The sequence below is a fragment of the Candidatus Njordibacter sp. Uisw_002 genome (genome assembly GCF_047730155.1).
In the GTDB taxonomy this organism is placed as follows: Bacteria; Pseudomonadota; Gammaproteobacteria; order Pseudomonadales; family Balneatricaceae; genus Njordibacter.
Window position 1 is genome coordinate 47501 of record NZ_CP159832.1, and the last position, 18251, is coordinate 65751.

Here is an 18251-nt window from a genome sequence, read left to right on the forward strand (position 1 = left end):
GATACCAGGTGGCTGCGACTGTTTATTAAAAACACAGCACTGTGCAAACACGAAAGTGGACGTATACGGTGTGACGCCTGCCCGGTGCCGGAAGGTTAATTGATGGGGTTAGCTTCGGCGAAGCTCTTGATCGAAGCCCCGGTAAACGGCGGCCGTAACTATAACGGTCCTAAGGTAGCGAAATTCCTTGTCGGGTAAGTTCCGACCTGCACGAATGGCGTAACGACGGCCACACTGTCTCCACCCGAGACTCAGTGAAATTGAAATCGCTGTTAAGATGCAGTGTATCCGCGGCTAGACGGAAAGACCCCGTGAACCTTTACTATAGCTTCACAGTGAACTTTGAACCTATTTGTGTAGGATAGGTGGGAGGCTTTGAAGCGGTGACGCCAGTCATCGTGGAGCCAAACTTGAAATACCACCCTGGTATGTTTGAGGTTCTAACTCAGGTCCGTAATCCGGATCGAGGACACTGTGTGGTGGGTAGTTTGACTGGGGCGGTCTCCTCCCAAAGAGTAACGGAGGAGCACGAAGGTATGCTAATCATGGTCGGAAATCATGAGGTTAGTGCAATGGCATAAGCATGCTTAACTGCGAGACAGACACGTCGAGCAGATACGAAAGTAGGTCATAGTGATCCGGTGGTTCTGAATGGAAGGGCCATCGCTCAACGGATAAAAGGTACTCCGGGGATAACAGGCTGATACCGCCCAAGAGTTCACATCGACGGCGGTGTTTGGCACCTCGATGTCGGCTCATCACATCCTGGGGCTGAAGCCGGTCCCAAGGGTATGGCTGTTCGCCATTTAAAGTGGTACGCGAGCTGGGTTTAGAACGTCGTGAGACAGTTCGGTCCCTATCTGCCGTGGACGTTTGAGATTTGAGAAGAGTTGCTCCTAGTACGAGAGGACCGGAGTGAACGAACCTCTGGTGTTCCGGTTGTCACGCCAGTGGCATTGCCGGGTAGCTACGTTCGGACAGGATAACCGCTGAAAGCATCTAAGCGGGAAGCCCCCTTCAAGATGAGATCTCACAGGACTTTAAGTCCCTAAAGAGCCGTTCAAGACTAGGACGTTGATAGGTTGGGTGTGTAAGCACGGTAACGTGTTGAGCTAACCAATACTAATTGCTCGTGAGGCTTGACCATATAACGCCAAAAGCGTTGTACAAGCTAATGGAATCGTATGCAAATGCGGTGACATGAAGTACAAACAATTAAGTTTACGATAGAAGTACGACGGGTAAGCCCTCGGTAAACACATTGTGTATCACCTAAACGAAGACATATCACAAATTCAAGGATGCTGATCGAAAGATTATCATTCAACTTTTTTTGCTTGGCGACCATAGCGAGATGGAACCACCTGACCCCATTCCGAACTCAGAAGTGAAACGTTTTAGCGCCGATGGTAGTGTGGGGTTTCCCCATGTGAGAGTAGGTCATCGCCAAGCACCTCATTCAGTACTAAAAAACCCCTAGCCCAAAAAGCTAGGGGTTTTTTATTGGGCGTAAGAAAACTGGGAAATAAACAATAGTATATTTTGGGTTCCTACGATGATGAATGCTCAAATATGTAGGCTTGAAAAGTATGCAAATGCTACAATTCGTAAGGACAATGACAAGGACGCCAACAATGCTCGAGCTAACGCTACAGTTTTTAGCTATTACCTTATTTTTAGAAGTAACTCCTGGACCCGCGGTTCTTTTTGTCTTATACCAATCAGCGTTTAGTTTTCGCAATGCGCTTGCAGGCATTTTGGGGTTACTGACATCTAATATTATTTGGATTAGCTTGGTCGCTACAGGCTTAGGATTAGTGCTAACTCAAACCCCGGTTATATTTAATGGCTTACGTTATATAGGTGCAGCTTACTTAGTTTACTTGGGTTATAAGATTATTCGCTACGGTATTGGCAAGCCCCACGCTGATGAAAATACCCAAGTAGGGAATTACAAAAGCACCGGATCAAGCTATAGGCGAGGCATGTTTACCTCATTATCAAACCCTAAAGCGCTATTATTCTTTATGGCACTATTTCCTCAATTCACTAGGCCAGAATTCTTTATCCATGATATTTTTTATTTTGGAGCCATAAAAATGTTATGTTTAGCCGTAGTGATGACCAGTTATGCTCTGATGGGGCGTCGCGTATTTAATTATTTGGGAGAGTCTCCATGGACAAACACTATTTCCCGAGTGCTTGGTGGAGGTATTATTGTTGCGGCTATTGCGGTTGCAAGAGGATAGTATTGTCTTGAATTTCCATGCTTGATCGAGTGTCCATGACCCTAGAGCAATAACCCTTTATACTAACCTTCTAATGGTTACCTTGGTGAAACACAATGTACTTCGACCAGTTATACGCTCCACTAAAAGATATGCAGGACTGGCAACAAATTGCGTTCTCTGCAGCACTTTGCGAACGCATATTTCCTCACTATGCTTTATTTGATAGTTTGTCAGAGGCTAATCATGTCCTGATTGCCAGAACAGCATTAGATCAAGTATGGAAGCAGTTATCCCTGCGCGGTAATATGAATGCCGACACCCAACTTACTAAGGTTGAGGCTATTGTTCACAATGAAGAAGATGAAAGCTTTGGAGCTGGGTTGGCATTTGATGCATTAGTGGCACTAATGGCCACTTTACACTGTGTGGATCATGCAAGTTATGAAGATGCCGCCAGTGTGGCTCACTTGTCACGTGAGAGTGTGGCGAAATTTGTTGAACTACACGCAGAAGATGAGCTTAGCGACGAACAACTTATTCGACACATATCAACCCATGAACTTATGGTTAAGGAACTGGCGTTTCAATCTGATGTGATGCAACTTCTGATCTCTCAAAATGTTGCTAAATCATCTCAGATTGACCAGCTTAAATTGATGGCAATGGCAGATGGTGTAAGTAACATAGGCATTAGTATGGATCATGGCTAAGACCGCTTAAACTTGAAAAGATATAATGGGTATTTAAATCCATAACTGTTGTATATGTATTGGTCACGGATAGTAAAGGTAAGGGACGGCATTATGAAACTGGCCAAAGGCTTTGGTTACCTGCTTCAAGGTGCAAAACTACTTGCCCATCCAGATTTAAGAATCTTCGTTTTATTACCTTTATTAGTCAATATCATTATGTTTGCCATTGGTCTTGGCCTGCTCATTTTTTTTGTCGGCGGTTGGATGGATGATGTTGTAGGCTGGTTGCCGCAGTGGATGAGTGGAATTACTAATTTATTGTGGTTTTTGTTTGCGATATTTTTTGGCATGGCTGTGTTTTTTAGCTTTAATATATTGGCGAACTTCATTGCAGCGCCTCTGAATGGTCTATTGTCAGAAAAAGTGCAACAACACTTAACGGGGGAAGATTTGGGTCAAACGAATTTTGGCGCACTCTTGGCAAGTATTCCTCGTTCAGTAGGCAGAGAGCTCATTAAGTTGACCTATTATCTGCCAAGAGTACTACTGCTTTTAATATTCTCCTTTATCCCCATCGCTAACATCATAGTGCCTTGGCTTTGGCTATTTTTTGCTGCTTGGATGATGGCCATACAATATGTGGACTATCCGATGGATAATAACGGCACAAGCTTTAGAAAAATGAAAAAGGCAGTCAGTAATGAACGTTTTTTGCACCTCGGTTTCGGAGCTGGAGTATCAATTTTGTTAATGGTGCCTGCAGTCAACTTTTTTGCAATGCCAATCGCCGTTGCTGGCGCTACAGCTTTATACGTCAATGAGCATAAGGCATTACAACAAGCTCAAAATGACCTACCAATAATTCACCAATAATCCAACCCAAACACTAAATGCTGCCCAGTGGTTATTGATAAACGCCTTAAAGTAATCATCTTTTTTACGGCTACGGCCCAACTTGTGTTGATAGACAAACATGCCTGACATGACAGCCACACCGATATAAAAAGGGCTATTAAGCTGGTTGATAACCCCTATCACACACAAAATACCTACACATGCAGCTTGAAAAAGCCCAATAATTCGCAAATCCCATGTGCCAAAAAGGATTGCAGTAGATCGTAATCCGATTTTTAAGTCATCATCTCTATCTACCATGGCATAATAAGTGTCGTAGGCAATAGTCATACATACAGCTGCTGCAAACGCTAACCAAGCGGTTGAATCTGTGCCTTGTGTTTGGGCAGCAAACCCCATGGGAATCGCCATCGCAAAAGCGGCTCCCAAAACAGCCTGAGGCCAGTGTGTATAACGTTTCATAAACGGATAAGCACTAGCCAACAAAAGCGCTAAAAGAGACAGTTTGACTGTATAACTATTGGTGAAAAGTACTAAAATAAAGGCGATTGAGCAGAGTCCAAAAAATAAGCCCAAGGCTTCTTTAGCGCTGATTTCACCTGTTGCAAGTGGTCTTTGGTTAGTGCGTTGAACATGAGCGTCTACTTTTCGATCTGCATAATCATTAATGACACAGCCGGCTGCCCTCATGACATAAACGCCCACCACAAAGATCACTAATACATCCAGCTTTGGCGTGCCTTTTGCCGCCAACCAAAGGCCCCATAAGGTGGGCCACAGCAGTAAATAAGTGCCTACTGGTCGGTCTAGCCGCATAAGGGTTTTAAATTGGGGCCAACGAAGAAATAACGCCATTAAAGTAAAGCTTCAACTTATATCAAAGACACCATGCTAACATATACGCTAATATTTTCGCTGTTCACAACCGTAACTAAGTTGCAATTATGCTAACAAAAACATATAAAATTTTATTTTTGTGCACAGGAAATACCTGTCGATCCCAAATGGCTCACGCTATGTCCAAGCAATGGGTCAAGCTACAAAAGCTTAATGTAGACATTAAGTCTCGTGGCATTCGTGCAAAATTTGGAGAGCCAACAACCAAAGAGGCACTTTTGGTGCTATCTAAAGCGCAAATCAACTGGCAAGGTACAAGCTCGCAGTTGCTCCTAGAAGATCTAGACTGGGCAGATCTAGTTTTGGGAATGACCCAAGAGCACCTAGATGTAGCCATAGAGCTAGGCGCTGGATTACGTCAAGACTATGGTCCCCTATACCAACTACTGGCGTATCAGGATGAGCTAGTAGATCCCTTAAACTGCGGCCTTGCACGTTATCAAGAGCTGTATGATAAGTTACAAGTCTTATTACCTAAACGTCTTGGGGCAATATAGAGGCCATGGGAGGCATAAAAACTTCCGTGACCAACACTCCTTTACTATCCAGGTAGAAAACGGATCGGCGTGCCCAATGCTTTTGTTGGTTGTGGGTTTGTTTTAGAACGGTGACTTCAAGATCGCCACGACTCATATTGGAATGTTTAAATAAGACTTCACCAAGAGGCTTAGTACCGATGCTTTTCAACAATCTCAAACGACCTTTTAGGGTGCTGTGAGGTATAATGCTGCGTGCACACACCCAAACTTGGTCATGGCATAGTAGTTCTACTTCACGAATAATGGCTTTTTGACGTGGTTTTAGGTTTAGCGCTTGAGCTTCTGATGGGCTTGGAATGCCCCACTCATTACTCACCACGCGAACTGAAAAGTGACCATTGCTTGCACGTATAAGCCTTTGTGTTAAAGAACCTTTGTCCTGTAGCCAAGCTTGCCAGTGGTGAGGTATCGTATGGTGCATTGCACGTTTATAGCTATGCCATGTGCAAGGGTAAGGCGTTTGGGAATGAACTAGAGAAATAGGCACAATAAGCTCATTAATTAGGCGTAATAGAAAGGGGACATTGTATCAATAAGTTTAACTCTAAGACACTCTCGGTAGCACATCAAGAGGTTATCCATACTATTCAAGTATGGCTAGAGAAAACAGTAGTAGGGCTAAATCTATGTCCATTTGCCCATACTGCGGTGGCTAAAGAGCAAGTGCATTTTGCTGTTTGTGATGAATCTAGCGATATAAAGCTAAAGCAGTTTTATGTTTCACAGATGAGTTTGTTACTTGATGCCGATGAGAATGATATTGCCACTAGCCTGCTTATTTTCCCCAAAGGTCTGGAAGTCTTTGATGATTATCTTGATGTGCTGGATTGGTTTCAACAACTATTGGAACAGGCCGATCTTACTCACCATGTGCAGCTTGCATCATTCCATCCTCAGTACCAATTTGAAGGAGTGGCGTTTGATGATTTGAGTCATTTCACTAATCGAGCGCCGTATCCAGTAATTCACCTTCTGCGTCAAACTCAAGTCACTAAAGCATTAGAACAGATAACAGACCCTCATAAAATTTACGAAGACAATATTGAAACACTCAATCAGCTTGGCCGAGAAAAGGTCGAATCACTTTGTCCATGGGGCAAATAGGAAAAGCTTTATGACATTACATATTTTGGCTATCGGCGGCACTATCGATAAAGTGTATTTTGATGCTTTGAGTGATTATAAAATTGGGCCCCCTGCTGCTGCTGAAATATTGCAGCGGGTGAAAGTAAACTTTGACTATGATGTGAGCCAACTGATTTCTAAAGATAGCTTGGAGATGACTGATAGCGATCGTGAAGAAATTGTTAATGCTGTGCAGTCGCATCCTGCTAATCAGGTGATTATTACCCATGGCACAGACACTATGGTGGACACTGGGCAAGTTTTAAAACAAGTATCTGGCAAGACTATTGTCATCATGGGAGCCATGCAACCTGCTATTATGAAGTCAACAGATGCTGACTTTAATCTTGGCGTAGCGGTAGCTGCAGTACAGGCGCTCCCAGAAGGGGTGTACCTGTGCATGAATGGAAGAATCTATAATGTTGACAAGGTTTCGAAAAACCGCGCTCAGGCGCAGTTTCAGGACCTATAAGCGCAAGCTTAATTGGTAATTAACAGCTCATTGAGAGAATAATGTTCATCTAGCCACTGGCCAATCACATTATTACCACACAGATGGTGGGCGTAGTGCATATGCAAACAACGTATCTGCTCCCAGTCACGTAATCCACCAATACCATAAGTGCTAAGTAGCTGGTCATAACCTAAGCTGGTTAGCTGTGCAAGATCTTCAGGTGAACAGCTTTCTAAACGCTGTGCCACATATTCACGCTGATTCTCTTGATAGGCGGCCATCCAGACTGGATCATCTTGCAAGCGCTGTTCTAGCAGCTTTACAGTGCCGATCATTTCTATCTGACTAATAGCCTTATGCAGGTCTCTAGAGGATAACCAATATAAGGTCGGAAATGGTTTGTCATCCACCAAAGGACGCATTTTAAGCACTAATGGCACGCCACTAGGAGAGCTAGCAGCAATGCCCTTTAAGCCCCTTGGACTTCGGCCTAACTGCTGTTGGATGACGCCAAGTTTAGCATCAAGTTCTTTGTTATCTTCAAGTGCGCAGCGCGATGAAGCTATTTGTGTCACGTTGCTACGCTCCTAAAAGTAACATCAGTAGATGATGTTTTAATGGCCTAAGATTTGGCTTAAAAATAACTTAGTACGATCGTGTTGTGGGTTATCAAAGAATTCATGCGGTTTGTTCGACTCGATGATTTCACCTTCGTCCATGAAAATAACACGGTCTGCTACTTTCTTAGCGAAGCCCATCTCGTGGGTTACACATAACATGGTGATACCTTCTTCAGCCAAAGACACCATAGTGTCTAACACTTCTTTGATCATTTCAGGGTCAAGCGCCGATGTAGGCTCGTCAAACAACATAATGTTTGGACGCATACACAAAGAACGAGCAATCGCCACACGTTGCTGCTGGCCACCTGAAAGTTGACCAGGATATTTGTTTGCTTGCTCAGGAATCTTAACCCGCTCAAGAAACTCCATTGCAGTAGCTTCAGCTTCAGCCTTTGGCGTATTACGCACCCAGATTGGGGCTAAGGTGCAGTTTTCCAATACAGTTAGATGAGGGAACAAGTTAAAGTGTTGGAATACCATGCCCACTTCGCGGCGCACAGCATCAATATTTTTTAAGTCGTTGGTCAACTCAGTGCCATCTACGATGATGTCACCTTGCTGGTGTTCTTCCAACCGGTTGATGCAGCGAATCATGGTAGATTTGCCGGAACCAGAAGGGCCACAGATAACAATCTTTTCACCTCTAGAGACTTCAAGATTAATGTTTTTAAGAACGTGGAAATCGCCGTACCATTTGTTCATGTTACGAATTTCAATACACAGATCGTTGGTTGAATTACTTTGTGCTTCTGACATGTTGAGAAACCCTTAAAATTAGTTGTTATCGCTTATGGCCGGTATTTAGCTTGTTCTCTAAGTACAGAGAATAGCGAGACATACCAAAACACGAGATAAAGAAGAAAATGGCGACAAATAGGTAAACTTCAGTAGACAAGCCTAACCAGGCCGAGTCGGCGACAGACGCGCGACCAATACCCAGAGGGTCTAACAAACCTATGACAATTACTAATGTACTGTCTTTATATAGGCCAATGAAGGTGTTAACGATACCTGGAATAGATACCTTTAACGCTTGCGGCAAAATAATGAAGCGCATGGATTGGCCGTAGTTTAACCCTAGAGACTCTGCAGCTTCTAGCTGGCCTTTAGGTAGTGCTTGTAAACCACCACGAATCACTTCTGCCATATAAGCTGAAGCAAACAAACTAACCATAATTAAAACACGCAACAATAGATCAAAGGTGCTGCCAGGAGGTAAGAAATAGCTGAGCATCGTTGAAGCTACAAACAATAAGGTAATTAAGGGCACGCCTCGAATAAATTCGATAAACCCAATGCAGAAATACTTAATTATAGGCAGGTTTGATTGACGGCCTAAGGCTAGCAAAATGCCCAAAGGTAGTGAACATACTATACCTGTCACACCAATGGTTAAGGTGAGCATCAAGCCACCAAACAAATGGGTGCTAACACTTTCTAAGCCTAATCCACCAAGCAACAACCACGCTGCGATGAATGGGTAAGCTAGAGCAAACCAAAGCATATATTTACGAGCAGGAATCTTATCCCATAGTACCGCAGCACTAGCAACAACCAAAAGGATCGCTGTTAGATTTACACGCCAGCGCAGCTCTGCAGGATAGAATCCATATACAAATAGGTTAAAGCGTTCGCCAATAAAGGCTAAGCAGGCGCCATCAGGGGCACAGTCTTTGCGAGATGTGCCAACAAACGTAGCATCAAGAAACAGCCAGTTGATAGCTGGAGGTATGGCTAAGTATAGAAGGTAAATCGCCAGTAGGGTAATAACCGAATTAGATAGCGATGAAAAAAGATTCATCTTCAACCAGTAGGCTATACCTGTGGTACCTTTTGGTGGTGGCAGGCTTGGGTGCGTGCCTGGTACGTAAGTTTGTTTAGTCATTGTCATGATCTTCCTTATCGCTCCACTAGCTGTATGCGGTCGTTATACCAGTTCATTACCGAAGAAATGAGCAATGACATGGCCAAATAAATAGCCATTACAATGAGCATACATTCCATCTCACGACCTGTCTGGTTAAGGGAAATGCCTCCTATGGTAGCAACGACATCCATGTAACCAATGGCTAACGCTAAAGATGAGTTCTTAGCTAGATTCAAGTATTGGCTAGTTAGGGGTGGAATAATTACCCGCAGTGCTTGGGGAATCACCACGAGCTTTAAAATAAAGCTATTAGATAAACCAAGGGCTTGGGCAGCTTCAGTTTGCCCGTGACTAATAGCAATAATACCGGCACGCACTATCTCACCGATAAAGGCTGCAGTATATAAAGACAATGCTAACCAAAGGGCAATAAACTCAGGGCGAAGAACGATACCACCCTTAAAGTTAAAGCCTTTAAGTGCTGGCACATCCCAAACGATAGGGCTGCCTATAAGGAAATAAACAGCCATTGGTAATAATACGATAGCGCCAATGCTAATCATACCTACAGGATAAATCTTACCAGTAGCGTCTTGGATTTTTTTAGCATAGCGCTTGAACCACAACGAAAAAGCCAAACCACCCACCAGAAAAGCGGCCACTACCCAAAATAAACTTTCAAACTCAGGGCTTGGCATCTGCAAGCCACGGTTGTTAAGAAAGAAGGTGTCATTGAGGTTGTAGGAAGACTTAGGGCGGGGCAAAGCGTTTAAAATCACGCCGTAGAGCAACAAAATATGCAGTAAAACCGGTACATTACGTATGTATTCGATATAAACGTAGGCAATTTTTTGTGTTAACCAGTTGCTAGATAGACGCATAATACCTAGGAGAAATCCAAGGATAGTGGCCAGAAAAATGCCAGCAACTGCAACGAGTAAGGTGTTAATAAGACCCACAATCATAGCTTCAAAGTGGCTAGAGGTGGAGCTGTATTCAATTAAGGTTTGGTTAATGTCATAACTGGCATTTTGCCAGAGAAAACCAAAGTTAATGTCTTTGCCAATTGCAGCTAAGTTTGTGACTGCGTTATTAATAATGTAGGCAAAGAATGAAATGATGAGCGCAGCAGCAATGATCTGAATGATGACTGAGCGAGTCTCTTTGTCGTACCAAGCGCGTAACAAAGGGTTGGTAGTAGGTGTACTCATAGTGTGAACCGTGTTGTGTAGATATCAGCAGCTAATGCAAAACTAAGATTAGCGTTTGATTGTTAATGAGTGATGTAGCAATCACAAATTATTAAGTTCCAGATATGAACTGGGGCGCCGAAGCACCCCAGTTTAACCTTGCTAATTCGTATTAATTAACGAATTGGAGCAGCGTAAAGTACACCGCCTTTATTCCACAAGTTGTTTAGACCACGTCCAATTTCTAGAGGAGTATTTGGTCCAACGTTACGCTCGTAGATTTCACCGTAGTTACCTACAGCTGCGATTGCTTGAGCAGCCCACTTAGGACCTAGACCTAGCATTTCGCCCATAGTACCTTCAGAACCAACCAAACGGTTGATACCAGGGTTGTTGCCAACGTTTGAAGCAAGGTTCATAGCGTTAGCTTGAGTGATACCCATTTCTTCAGCGTTGATCAAAGCGTTAACAACCCACTTGCCAATGTCAGCCCACTGGTCGTCGCCATGACGCACAGCGCCACCTAGTGGCTCTTTAGAGATGATTTCTGGCAACACAAGGTGTTGAGTTGGATCTTCGAACTTAGCACGAGTAGACGCTAGACCAGAAGCGTCAGTTGTGTAAACGTCACAACGGCCAGCTACGTAGTTAGTAAAGCCTTCTTCGTTAGTTTCGATTGCAACTGGCTCGTAAGACATACCGTTAGTGCGGAAGTAGTCAGCCAAGTTCAATTCAGTAGTAGTACCAGTTTGGATACATACAGAAGCGCCGTCTAGCTCTAGAGCAGAACTTACGCCTAGTGCAGCAGGAACCATGAAGCCCTGACCATCGTAGAAGTTAACTGGTAAGAAGCTTAGCTTCAAGTCAACGTCACGGCTTAAAGTTTCAGTAGTGTTGCGGAACAAAATGTCGCCTTCACCAGAGTTCAACATAGTAAAGCGAGTCTTACCTGTAGAAGGTACAAACTTAACTTTATCGCCGTCACCTAGAACAGCAGCAGCTACAGCACGACAGAAGTCGGCGTCAAAACCTTCCCAGCGGCCAGCAGCGTTTGGTGCAGCAAAACCAGCCAAGCCAGTAGTTACAACACACTTTAGTTCATCTGCAGCGCGCACGTCTTCAAGAGTAGAAGCTTGGGCAGCAGTTGCAGTCATGGCTGTAAGAGCCACGCCAGTTAAAACCTTATTGATTAATTTCATAGTAAGGAGCCTCCTAAGGGCTTTGTCATTTTAATGCGGTAAATTAAATAATTTTTTATTGTTGTTACAGAAACTGTGATTACTTAATGCTCAATATTCATTGAGGCTATATCCACAGCTCAGTAGAGTGATAATAGACGAATCTGACCAATTGTAAACCCATTAAATTACAAATTGTTTAGAAAACGACAAGGAATTGATATAAAACGCAGATGATTAGCGGGAAAATATTTCCGATAGTAAATATTTTCCCTTATTGGTAAGTTAGACTTTAGCAAATACTTGATTATCACCTACCCATCTTTGGATAATTTGAGCCGTTTTTTCTGGATAGGCTGCATAACTTGCCGCAATCTGTTGAACTTCAGGCAATAAGTGGGCATCGCGCAGTAAATCGGCAATCTTTAAACCTATGGCGCCCGCTTGCCTAGTGCCAAGCACTTCACCTGGCCCTCGCAACTGGAGATCTTTTTCTGCAATCACAAAACCATCACTAGATTGGCGCAAAATGTCTAATCGTTCCCGGCCCATGGCAGATAAAGGTGCTTGATACATAAATAAACAATGGCTTTGTGCTTGCCCACGGCCAACGCGACCGCGTAATTGGTGCAATTGTGCCAGCCCCAAACGTTCAGCATTATCAATCACCATGAGATTAGCATTGGGTACATCAACGCCCACCTCCACTACAGTGGTGGCTACTAAAACTTGTACATGTCCTGCTTTAAAGAGTGCCATGGACTCGGCTTTTTCGGTGCCGGTAAGGCGTCCATGTACCAAACCTACGTTGATGCCTTCAAGTTGCTGGGTGAGTAGGGCGCAGGTGTCTTGCGCTGCTTCACACTCTAATGCATCTGAGGCCTCTATAAGGGGGCAGATCCAATACACCTGTTGGCCACTTTCACAGGCCAGACGTATGCGTTCTATGACCTCTTCACGTTTAGTATTATTAAGCAACACACTATTAATAGGCTTTCTTCCTGGTGGAAGTTCATCAACGATAGAGTGATCAAGGTCGCCATAAGCACTCATTGCAAGGCTTCTCGGGATAGGTGTGGCGGTCATCACCAATTGATGAGCCCCGCAACCCTCTGGCGCTTTTTTCACTAAGCTGTGGCGTTGAGCCACACCAAATCGATGTTGTTCATCGATGATCACAAGACCTAGGTGTTGATAATGCACCGCCTCTTGAAATAATGCATGGGTGCCAATAATCACTTGTCCCTCGCCGCTTGCAATGGCTGCAAGCGACTGCCGTCTTGGTTGGGCTTTTTGTTTGCCCGTTAACCACACCACATTAATACCTAGGGGGTCTAACCAGTGACTAAAGCTGTGCAGATGTTGCTCTGCCAGAATCTCAGTAGGGGCAAGTATTGCTACTTGGCAGCCATTATCAATGGCACGACAAGCCGCTAAGGCTGCCAACACAGTTTTGCCTGAACCTACATCACCTTGCACCATCCTCACCATGGGTGCTGGCGTTTCAAGGTCTGCCAACACTTCTTCCCATACGCGTTGTTGAGCAAGGGTTAGCTGAAACGGCAGGCCTTTAATGAGTGCTTGTTCCAAACTCTTGTGAGCCGCCATTACAGGTGCCGGTAATTGCTGACTATTTTGTTTGGCTTGGCTTAGTGTGAGTTGTTGGGCAAGAAGCTCCTCTAAAACAAGCCTCAGTTTTGCAGGTGTCACTTGATGCTGCAGCTGCTCTATGTCTTGAGCCAAATGGGGATAATGCAGTTGCCTTAAGCTCTCTTCTAGGCTGGGCAGTTTATACTTGGTAACCAATTGGCGGGGTAATAGCTCCTCTAAAACTACTTTACCTTGCTCAAGCTGCTCCCACGCTATGGCAATAAGTTTGGCTATGCGAGCTGGGCCTAATCCTTCAGTGGTAGGATATATGGGAGTTAATTGCTCTGCTAAAGCTGGGGCTTGGGAGTCAAACAACACATACTCTGGGTGCACCATTTCTAAGCCTTGAGGCCCAGGGCGTATTTCTCCAAAACAACGAACGTTTCGGCCACTAATAAAGCTTTTTGCTTGGGCTGCATGAAAGTGCATAAAGCGAAGACCAAGCTTGGCACCATGGTGCTCAATAGTTACACGTAAACTTACCCGTCGCCCCCTTTGTAAGGTGCAGCTTGTGATCTTGCCATCTACTAAACAAGCTGTGTTGGGGGCTAGCCGGTGCAGTGGCACCAACTGTGTTCTGTCTTGAAAACGGTTAGGTAAATGGAATAACAGATCTGTGACCGTATGTAACCCTAGTTTGGCTAGTTTGGCAGCCAGTGCAGGGCCAATGCCTTTGAGGTGACTAACTTCCACTTGATAGGGGCCTTAGGTACGGTTAAGACGAATAACGCCTGGAATTTTACGCATAGATTTAATCACTTGCGCTAAATGGATACGATTGAGCACTGATATTTCTAGGTTAACTACTGAAAGGCGAGCATCCTTTTCACTCACATCAATCTTTTCAACATTTGCATCGTCTTTTGCCGCGCTGGTAGCAAGGCTTGCGATGATGCCACGGCTAGCAGACACTTCAATTTCTAGGCACACATCAAAATCACGATCACCCGTTTCTGCCCACACTAAGGCTAAGGTTTTATCCTTATCTTTGCCAATGTCTTGAATGTTTTTGCAAAAGCCTCTGTGCACTGCAATACCATGTCCAGCATTGAGGTGGCCTACAATCGTGTCACCAGGGATAGGCCGGCAGCACTTTGAGTAACGGATCATTATGCCTTCGGTACCATGAATTTCCATAGGCCCAATACCACTGGTTTGGCCTTCGGTATCGGATGCGTCTCTGGTTAAAGATGAAGCAACAATATAGGCTAAACGCTTACCGGCGCCTATTTCAGCTAGCAATCCATCTAAACCAACCAGCTTATGCTGGCTGATGTAGGTATTTAATAAAGAGGTGTCAATGGACTCGATTGTTAAAGCGCTGCTGCCTAACTCTTGATTAAGTAAGCGGCGGCCTAAGTGCACCGCATCATCTGTGGCCTGATACTTTAGGGAGTGGCGAATATTGCTATTAGCCTTTGCGGTCGCAACAAAATTTAGCCAGCTCATATTAGGCTTAGCACTGGCTGTGGTGACGATCTCAACCGTATCGCCACTAGCTAGTTTTTGGCTCAATGGAGCCAGGCGACGATTAATACGACAAGCAATGCAGGTATTACCCACATCAGTATGTACGGCGTACGCAAAATCAACGGGTGTTGCTCCGGCAGGGAGTGAGAAAACACCACCTTTAGGAGAAAACACATACACTTCGTCTGGGAATAAATCATGTTTAACATGATTGATAAATTCCATTGCATTACCGGAGCGTTTTTGCATGTCGACCAGCTCTTGGATCCATTTTTGAGCGTGATTATGGGCCCGCTGAGCACGTGTATTGGTGTTTTTGTAAAGCCAGTGGTCTGCTACACCATAGTTTGCAATTGCATCCATTTCTTCGGTGCGTATTTGTATTTCTATCGGGGTATGTACACCAGATCCAGCACGATAAAGTGTGGTGTGAATAGATTGGTAACCATTAGACTTAGGGATAGCGATATAGTCTTTAAAGCGACCAGGCACCGGGCGATATAAATTTAAGTGGTGCACTGCACCCAAAATGCGATAACAGGTGTCTACTTTGTCTGTGACGATACGAAAAGCAAAGACATCCATGATTTCGCGAAATGATTTTTTTTGCTCATGCATTTTATTATAAATGCCAGCTAGATGCTTTTGGCGACCACTTACTACACCTGGCAGTTCTTCATGTTCTAAACAGTCTACTAAAGCGATCTGCACTTGCTCCAACAATGCTTTTCGCTCACCTCGTGCCGCAGCTACTGCGCGTTGAATATATTTGTGGCGCATAGGGTGATATGCGGCAAACGCTAAATCTTCTAGCTCTATTTTTAAGTCGTGCATGCCCAAACGTCCAGCTATAGGAGCATATATATCCGTGGTTTCTTTGGCAATGCGGCGACGACTATCAGGCCGCATTGCACCAATAGTGCGCATGTTGTGAAGGCGGTCAGCCAGCTTAACTAATATAACGCGGATATCTTTAGCCATCGCAATGGCCATCTTCTGGAAGTTGTGAGCTTGGCTTTCAGCGCGGGTTTTAAATTCTAAATGAGTGAGTTTACTGACGCCATCTACTAAGTTTGCAACCGTTTCACCAAATTGAGATTCAAGTCCTGGCTTGTCTACCTGTGTATCCTCAATGACATCATGCAACATAGCAGCCATCAAGCTTTCATGATCCATGTGCATACTGGCAAGGATACTGGCAACTGCCAGAGGGTGAGTTACATAAGCTTCACCACTTTTGCGCATTTGGCCATCATGGGCCTGCTCTGCATAATAATAAGCTCGCCTAACAGCTTTCACCTGAACAGGATCAAGATAATCGTCCAAACGCTTAGCGAGGGCGTCAATGTTAGGCATAGTTCAGCATCGTATTTGACTCATACCCCATGGTAACGGAAAATTATCTAAGCGTGGCGCTTTTGTTGAAAATATTAACAAAAACGCACAAAAAAAGAGCCCTTAGGCTCTTTTAGTTAGTGCAATTTAGTAGCTCATATTTAGCTCTAAAATCACTCGTCAATTTCTGGGCTACCCTGAACTGTTTCTTCAGTGGTTTCAGCTACAGTTTGTGTCACTTCATCTAGCACTTCTTGGTCTGCTGGAATTTCCGTAAACTGTTGGTTGATTTCGTCGTGATCGTCCAAAATGCTTGCGTTAATGTAACCTTCAGCAATTTCGCGCAAAGCAACTACAGTGCACTTGTCATTTTCCCATTCAATGTGGGCTTCTTTACCGCCCGTTGCAAGCTGACGAGCACGTTTGGTGGACACCATGATTAGCTCAAAGCGGTTATCAACGTTTTCCAAACAATCTTCTACGGTTACGCGAGCCATGTGGTTTACCTGTTATTTATGATCAATGCAGAAATGCGGTATCGGCTTTAAGTGCAGGCCGTAATTTAGACGCGCTAGTGTACAAAATTTAGTCACCAGTTGACAAGAGTTCTGACAGTAATTGGTGGTTTTTAAGCGCTTGTTGGGGGGTTTTTAAGCGTCTGCAGGTAAAAATGCACTGCAAATCGTCCAAAGCCTTAGTAAAGTCATCGTTTATCACTAAAAAATGACTTCCCGCGTAATGACTGATTTCGCTATGGGCTTCTGCCATACGTGTAGCAATCACAGACTCGCTATCCGTTCCTCGCCCTTGCAAACGTTTTTGTAAGGCATGCTGAGACGGAGGCAATATTGTGACGGCGATGGCTTGTGGGAAAATAGCCAGTACTTGATCGCGGCCTTGCCAGTCGATTTCTAAAATTACATCCTTACCTTGTGCAAGGCTAGATTCAACCCATTGCCTAGAGGTACCGTAGCTGTTTTCAAACACCGTAGCATGTTCAAGCATCTGTTGTTGATCTACCAAATGTGTAAAGATTTCTTGAGTAACAAAGTTGTAATCAATGCCATCTTCCTCGCCATTGCGCATAGATCTTGTGGTATGAGACACAGACACGCACACATGATTGTCTTGTGCCAATAGGGCTTTTACCAATGTGGTTTTACCCGCACCTGAAGGGGCTGAAAGAATATAAAGTGCGCCAGAAGCGTTGGACATAGAAGACCCGTTGTATTGAACACAGTAAAACAAGGCACAATTATATGCGCGCTTAGAGTGAATGTCAGCTTTACCTTGCTTAATATACTCACCAGAGGTGTCATCTCATCTCAACTGGATTAAAATAGTGGCATATCATCAATAAATTAAGGTTAGCCATGACATCCACCATTACCGATCAGCTTAAAGGCCTCAAACTCCCATTTACTCGCCCTAGTGGCCGAGCAACTGATCAATTACGCGACATTAAAATCACCCGTGGCTTTACCAAGCATGCTGAAGGCTCGGTGTTGATTGAATTTGGCGATACACGTGTTTTGTGCACCGCTACAGTTGAGCGCGGCGTGCCACGTTTTTTACGTGGGTCTGGCAGTGGTTGGGTTACGGCTGAATATGGTATGTTGCCGCGTGCCACTCATACTCGTAACGGACGTGAGGCGTCGCGTGGTAAGCAAGGTGGGCGCACATTAGAAATTCAGCGTTTAATTGGTCGCTCTTTGCGTGCTTCATTAAACTTGGAAAAATTAGGCGAAAACACCATCACTTTAGACTGTGACGTATTGCAGGCTGATGGCGGTACTCGAACAGCTTCTATCACGGGTGCTTACATTGCGATGGTAGATGCAATTAATGTATTAAAGAAAGATAAAAATGGTGCCATGAGAGGCAACCCTCTAAAACGCCAGATTGCTGCTATTTCTGTAGGTATCTATAAGGGTGAGCCAGTTCTTGATTTGGACTATGATGAAGACTCTAAGGCTGAAACTGACATGAACGTGGTGATGACAGCAGATGGAGGTTTTATTGAAGTGCAAGGCACCGCAGAAGGAGCTCCTTACTCTGAAGAGGAAATGACAGCGATGTTAGCGTTAGCGCGTAAGGGTATTATTGAGCTTACTGCTTTGCAAACGGCTGCTTTGGTCTAGTAAT

At 44.4% G+C, this 18251-nt stretch carries 18 protein-coding genes and 2 rRNA genes (1 of these 20 cut by a window edge); 9 read left to right on the forward strand and 11 right to left on the reverse strand.

Annotated elements, in window-relative coordinates:
* From ABXT42_RS00225 to cysZ, 5 genes are all read left to right on the forward strand, one after another.
* Positions 1-1147, forward strand: a 23S ribosomal RNA gene (locus ABXT42_RS00225) (it extends 1742 nt beyond the left edge of the window).
* A 189-nt stretch (positions 1148-1336) separates the two neighbouring features.
* Positions 1337-1452: ribosomal RNA gene (rrf, locus tag ABXT42_RS00230) — 5S ribosomal RNA — on the forward strand.
* 182 nt (positions 1453-1634) lie between these two features.
* A complete protein-coding gene (locus ABXT42_RS00235) occupies positions 1635-2249 on the forward strand; it encodes a LysE family translocator (RefSeq protein ID WP_443628374.1) in 615 nt (204 codons plus the stop codon).
* 95 nt (positions 2250-2344) lie between these two features.
* On the forward strand, positions 2345-2941 hold the full coding sequence (locus ABXT42_RS00240; protein ID WP_443628375.1) for a DUF416 family protein: 597 nt from the start codon (positions 2345-2347) through the stop codon (positions 2939-2941).
* A gap of 93 nt (positions 2942-3034) precedes the next feature.
* Positions 3035-3796 (forward strand): sulfate transporter CysZ, encoded by a 762-nt coding sequence (gene cysZ / locus ABXT42_RS00245; protein WP_443628376.1) that lies wholly within the window; start codon positions 3035-3037, stop codon positions 3794-3796.
* Here the strand turns inward: cysZ and ubiA are convergent.
* On the reverse strand, positions 3776-4633 hold the full coding sequence (gene ubiA / locus ABXT42_RS00250; RefSeq protein ID WP_443628377.1) for a 4-hydroxybenzoate octaprenyltransferase: 858 nt from the start codon (positions 4631-4633) through the stop codon (positions 3776-3778). The genes cysZ and ubiA overlap by 21 nt on opposite strands.
* Before the next feature lie 161 nt (positions 4634-4794).
* Here ubiA and ABXT42_RS00255 point away from each other — a divergent pair, with 161 nt between their 5' ends.
* Positions 4795-5172, forward strand: a complete 378-nt coding sequence (locus ABXT42_RS00255; RefSeq protein WP_443628378.1) for an arsenate reductase/protein-tyrosine-phosphatase family protein — start codon at positions 4795-4797, stop codon at positions 5170-5172.
* On the opposite strand, the gene ABXT42_RS00260 is transcribed toward ABXT42_RS00255, so the two are convergent.
* Positions 5150-5701 carry a chorismate--pyruvate lyase family protein gene (locus ABXT42_RS00260; RefSeq protein WP_443628379.1) on the reverse strand — a complete coding sequence of 184 codons (552 nt, stop codon included), beginning with the start codon at positions 5699-5701 and terminating at the stop codon, positions 5150-5152. The genes ABXT42_RS00255 and ABXT42_RS00260 overlap by 23 nt on opposite strands.
* 98 nt (positions 5702-5799) lie before the next feature.
* Here ABXT42_RS00260 and ABXT42_RS00265 point away from each other — a divergent pair, with 98 nt between their 5' ends.
* Both ABXT42_RS00265 and ABXT42_RS00270 read left to right on the forward strand, forming a co-directional pair.
* Entirely contained in the window at positions 5800-6318 is a 519-nt protein-coding gene (locus ABXT42_RS00265; RefSeq protein WP_443629420.1) for a DUF1415 domain-containing protein, read from the forward strand.
* A 10-nt stretch (positions 6319-6328) separates the two neighbouring features.
* On the forward strand, positions 6329-6811 hold the full coding sequence (locus tag ABXT42_RS00270) for an asparaginase domain-containing protein (RefSeq protein WP_443628380.1): 483 nt from the start codon (positions 6329-6331) through the stop codon (positions 6809-6811).
* Positions 6812-6819: 8 nt separating this feature from the next.
* Here the strand turns inward: ABXT42_RS00270 and ABXT42_RS00275 are convergent, their stop codons facing one another.
* From ABXT42_RS00275 to gmk, 9 genes are all read right to left on the reverse strand, one after another.
* Positions 6820-7368, reverse strand: a complete 549-nt coding sequence (locus ABXT42_RS00275) for a DUF501 domain-containing protein (RefSeq protein WP_443628381.1) — start codon at positions 7366-7368, stop codon at positions 6820-6822.
* A gap of 39 nt (positions 7369-7407) precedes the next feature.
* Positions 7408-8172 (reverse strand): amino acid ABC transporter ATP-binding protein, encoded by a 765-nt coding sequence (locus ABXT42_RS00280; protein ID WP_443628382.1) that lies wholly within the window; start codon positions 8170-8172, stop codon positions 7408-7410.
* Positions 8173-8197: 25 nt separating this feature from the next.
* Positions 8198-9301, reverse strand: a complete 1104-nt coding sequence (locus ABXT42_RS00285; protein ID WP_443628383.1) for an amino acid ABC transporter permease — start codon at positions 9299-9301, stop codon at positions 8198-8200.
* A 14-nt stretch (positions 9302-9315) separates the two neighbouring features.
* Positions 9316-10494: an amino acid ABC transporter permease gene (locus ABXT42_RS00290; protein WP_443628384.1), complete on the reverse strand. Its 1179-nt coding sequence runs from the start codon at positions 10492-10494 to the stop codon at positions 9316-9318.
* 155 nt (positions 10495-10649) lie between these two features.
* Positions 10650-11672 carry an amino acid ABC transporter substrate-binding protein gene (locus tag ABXT42_RS00295; RefSeq protein WP_443628385.1) on the reverse strand — a complete coding sequence of 341 codons (1023 nt, stop codon included), beginning with the start codon at positions 11670-11672 and terminating at the stop codon, positions 10650-10652.
* A 264-nt stretch (positions 11673-11936) separates the two neighbouring features.
* Positions 11937-13994 (reverse strand): ATP-dependent DNA helicase RecG, encoded by a 2058-nt coding sequence (gene recG, locus ABXT42_RS00300; RefSeq protein WP_443628386.1) that lies wholly within the window; start codon positions 13992-13994, stop codon positions 11937-11939.
* A gap of 12 nt (positions 13995-14006) precedes the next feature.
* Positions 14007-16127, reverse strand: coding sequence for a RelA/SpoT family protein (locus ABXT42_RS00305; RefSeq protein WP_443628387.1), 2121 nt, complete (start codon positions 16125-16127; stop codon positions 14007-14009).
* 152 nt (positions 16128-16279) lie between these two features.
* On the reverse strand, positions 16280-16603 hold the full coding sequence (gene rpoZ, locus ABXT42_RS00310) for a DNA-directed RNA polymerase subunit omega (RefSeq protein WP_443628388.1): 324 nt from the start codon (positions 16601-16603) through the stop codon (positions 16280-16282).
* Between the two features lie 88 nt (positions 16604-16691).
* The gene (gene gmk / locus ABXT42_RS00315; RefSeq protein ID WP_443628389.1) at positions 16692-17321 is read right to left on the reverse strand and encodes a guanylate kinase; all 630 of its coding nucleotides are present in this window, start codon (positions 17319-17321) and stop codon (positions 16692-16694) included.
* Between the two features lie 158 nt (positions 17322-17479).
* On the opposite strand from gmk, the gene rph reads away from it, so the two are divergent.
* Positions 17480-18247 (forward strand): ribonuclease PH, encoded by a 768-nt coding sequence (rph, locus tag ABXT42_RS00320; RefSeq protein WP_443628390.1) that lies wholly within the window; start codon positions 17480-17482, stop codon positions 18245-18247.
* Positions 18248-18251 lie beyond the last annotated feature (4 nt).

What these genes read in the sequence shown, in the direction of transcription:
- ABXT42_RS00235 (WP_443628374.1), top strand. Translation starts at nt 1,635, where the DNA reads ATGCTCGAGCTAACGCTACAGTTTTTAGCTATTACCTTATTTTTAGAA.
- ABXT42_RS00240 (WP_443628375.1), top strand. Translation starts at nt 2,345, where the DNA reads ATGTACTTCGACCAGTTATACGCTCCACTAAAAGATATGCAGGACTGG.
- cysZ (WP_443628376.1), top strand. Translation starts at nt 3,035, where the DNA reads ATGAAACTGGCCAAAGGCTTTGGTTACCTGCTTCAAGGTGCAAAACTA.
- ubiA (WP_443628377.1), bottom strand. Translation starts at nt 4,633, where the DNA reads ATGGCGTTATTTCTTCGTTGGCCCCAATTTAAAACCCTTATGCGGCTA.
- ABXT42_RS00255 (WP_443628378.1), top strand. Translation starts at nt 4,795, where the DNA reads ATGTCCAAGCAATGGGTCAAGCTACAAAAGCTTAATGTAGACATTAAG.
- ABXT42_RS00270 (WP_443628380.1), top strand. Translation starts at nt 6,329, where the DNA reads ATGACATTACATATTTTGGCTATCGGCGGCACTATCGATAAAGTGTAT.
- ABXT42_RS00280 (WP_443628382.1), bottom strand. Translation starts at nt 8,172, where the DNA reads ATGTCAGAAGCACAAAGTAATTCAACCAACGATCTGTGTATTGAAATT.
- ABXT42_RS00285 (WP_443628383.1), bottom strand. Translation starts at nt 9,301, where the DNA reads ATGACTAAACAAACTTACGTACCAGGCACGCACCCAAGCCTGCCACCA.
- ABXT42_RS00290 (WP_443628384.1), bottom strand. Translation starts at nt 10,494, where the DNA reads ATGAGTACACCTACTACCAACCCTTTGTTACGCGCTTGGTACGACAAA.
- ABXT42_RS00295 (WP_443628385.1), bottom strand. Translation starts at nt 11,672, where the DNA reads ATGAAATTAATCAATAAGGTTTTAACTGGCGTGGCTCTTACAGCCATG.
- ABXT42_RS00305 (WP_443628387.1), bottom strand. Translation starts at nt 16,127, where the DNA reads ATGCCTAACATTGACGCCCTCGCTAAGCGTTTGGACGATTATCTTGAT.
- rpoZ (WP_443628388.1), bottom strand. Translation starts at nt 16,603, where the DNA reads ATGGCTCGCGTAACCGTAGAAGATTGTTTGGAAAACGTTGATAACCGC.
- gmk (WP_443628389.1), bottom strand. Translation starts at nt 17,321, where the DNA reads ATGTCCAACGCTTCTGGCGCACTTTATATTCTTTCAGCCCCTTCAGGT.
- rph (WP_443628390.1), top strand. Translation starts at nt 17,480, where the DNA reads ATGACATCCACCATTACCGATCAGCTTAAAGGCCTCAAACTCCCATTT.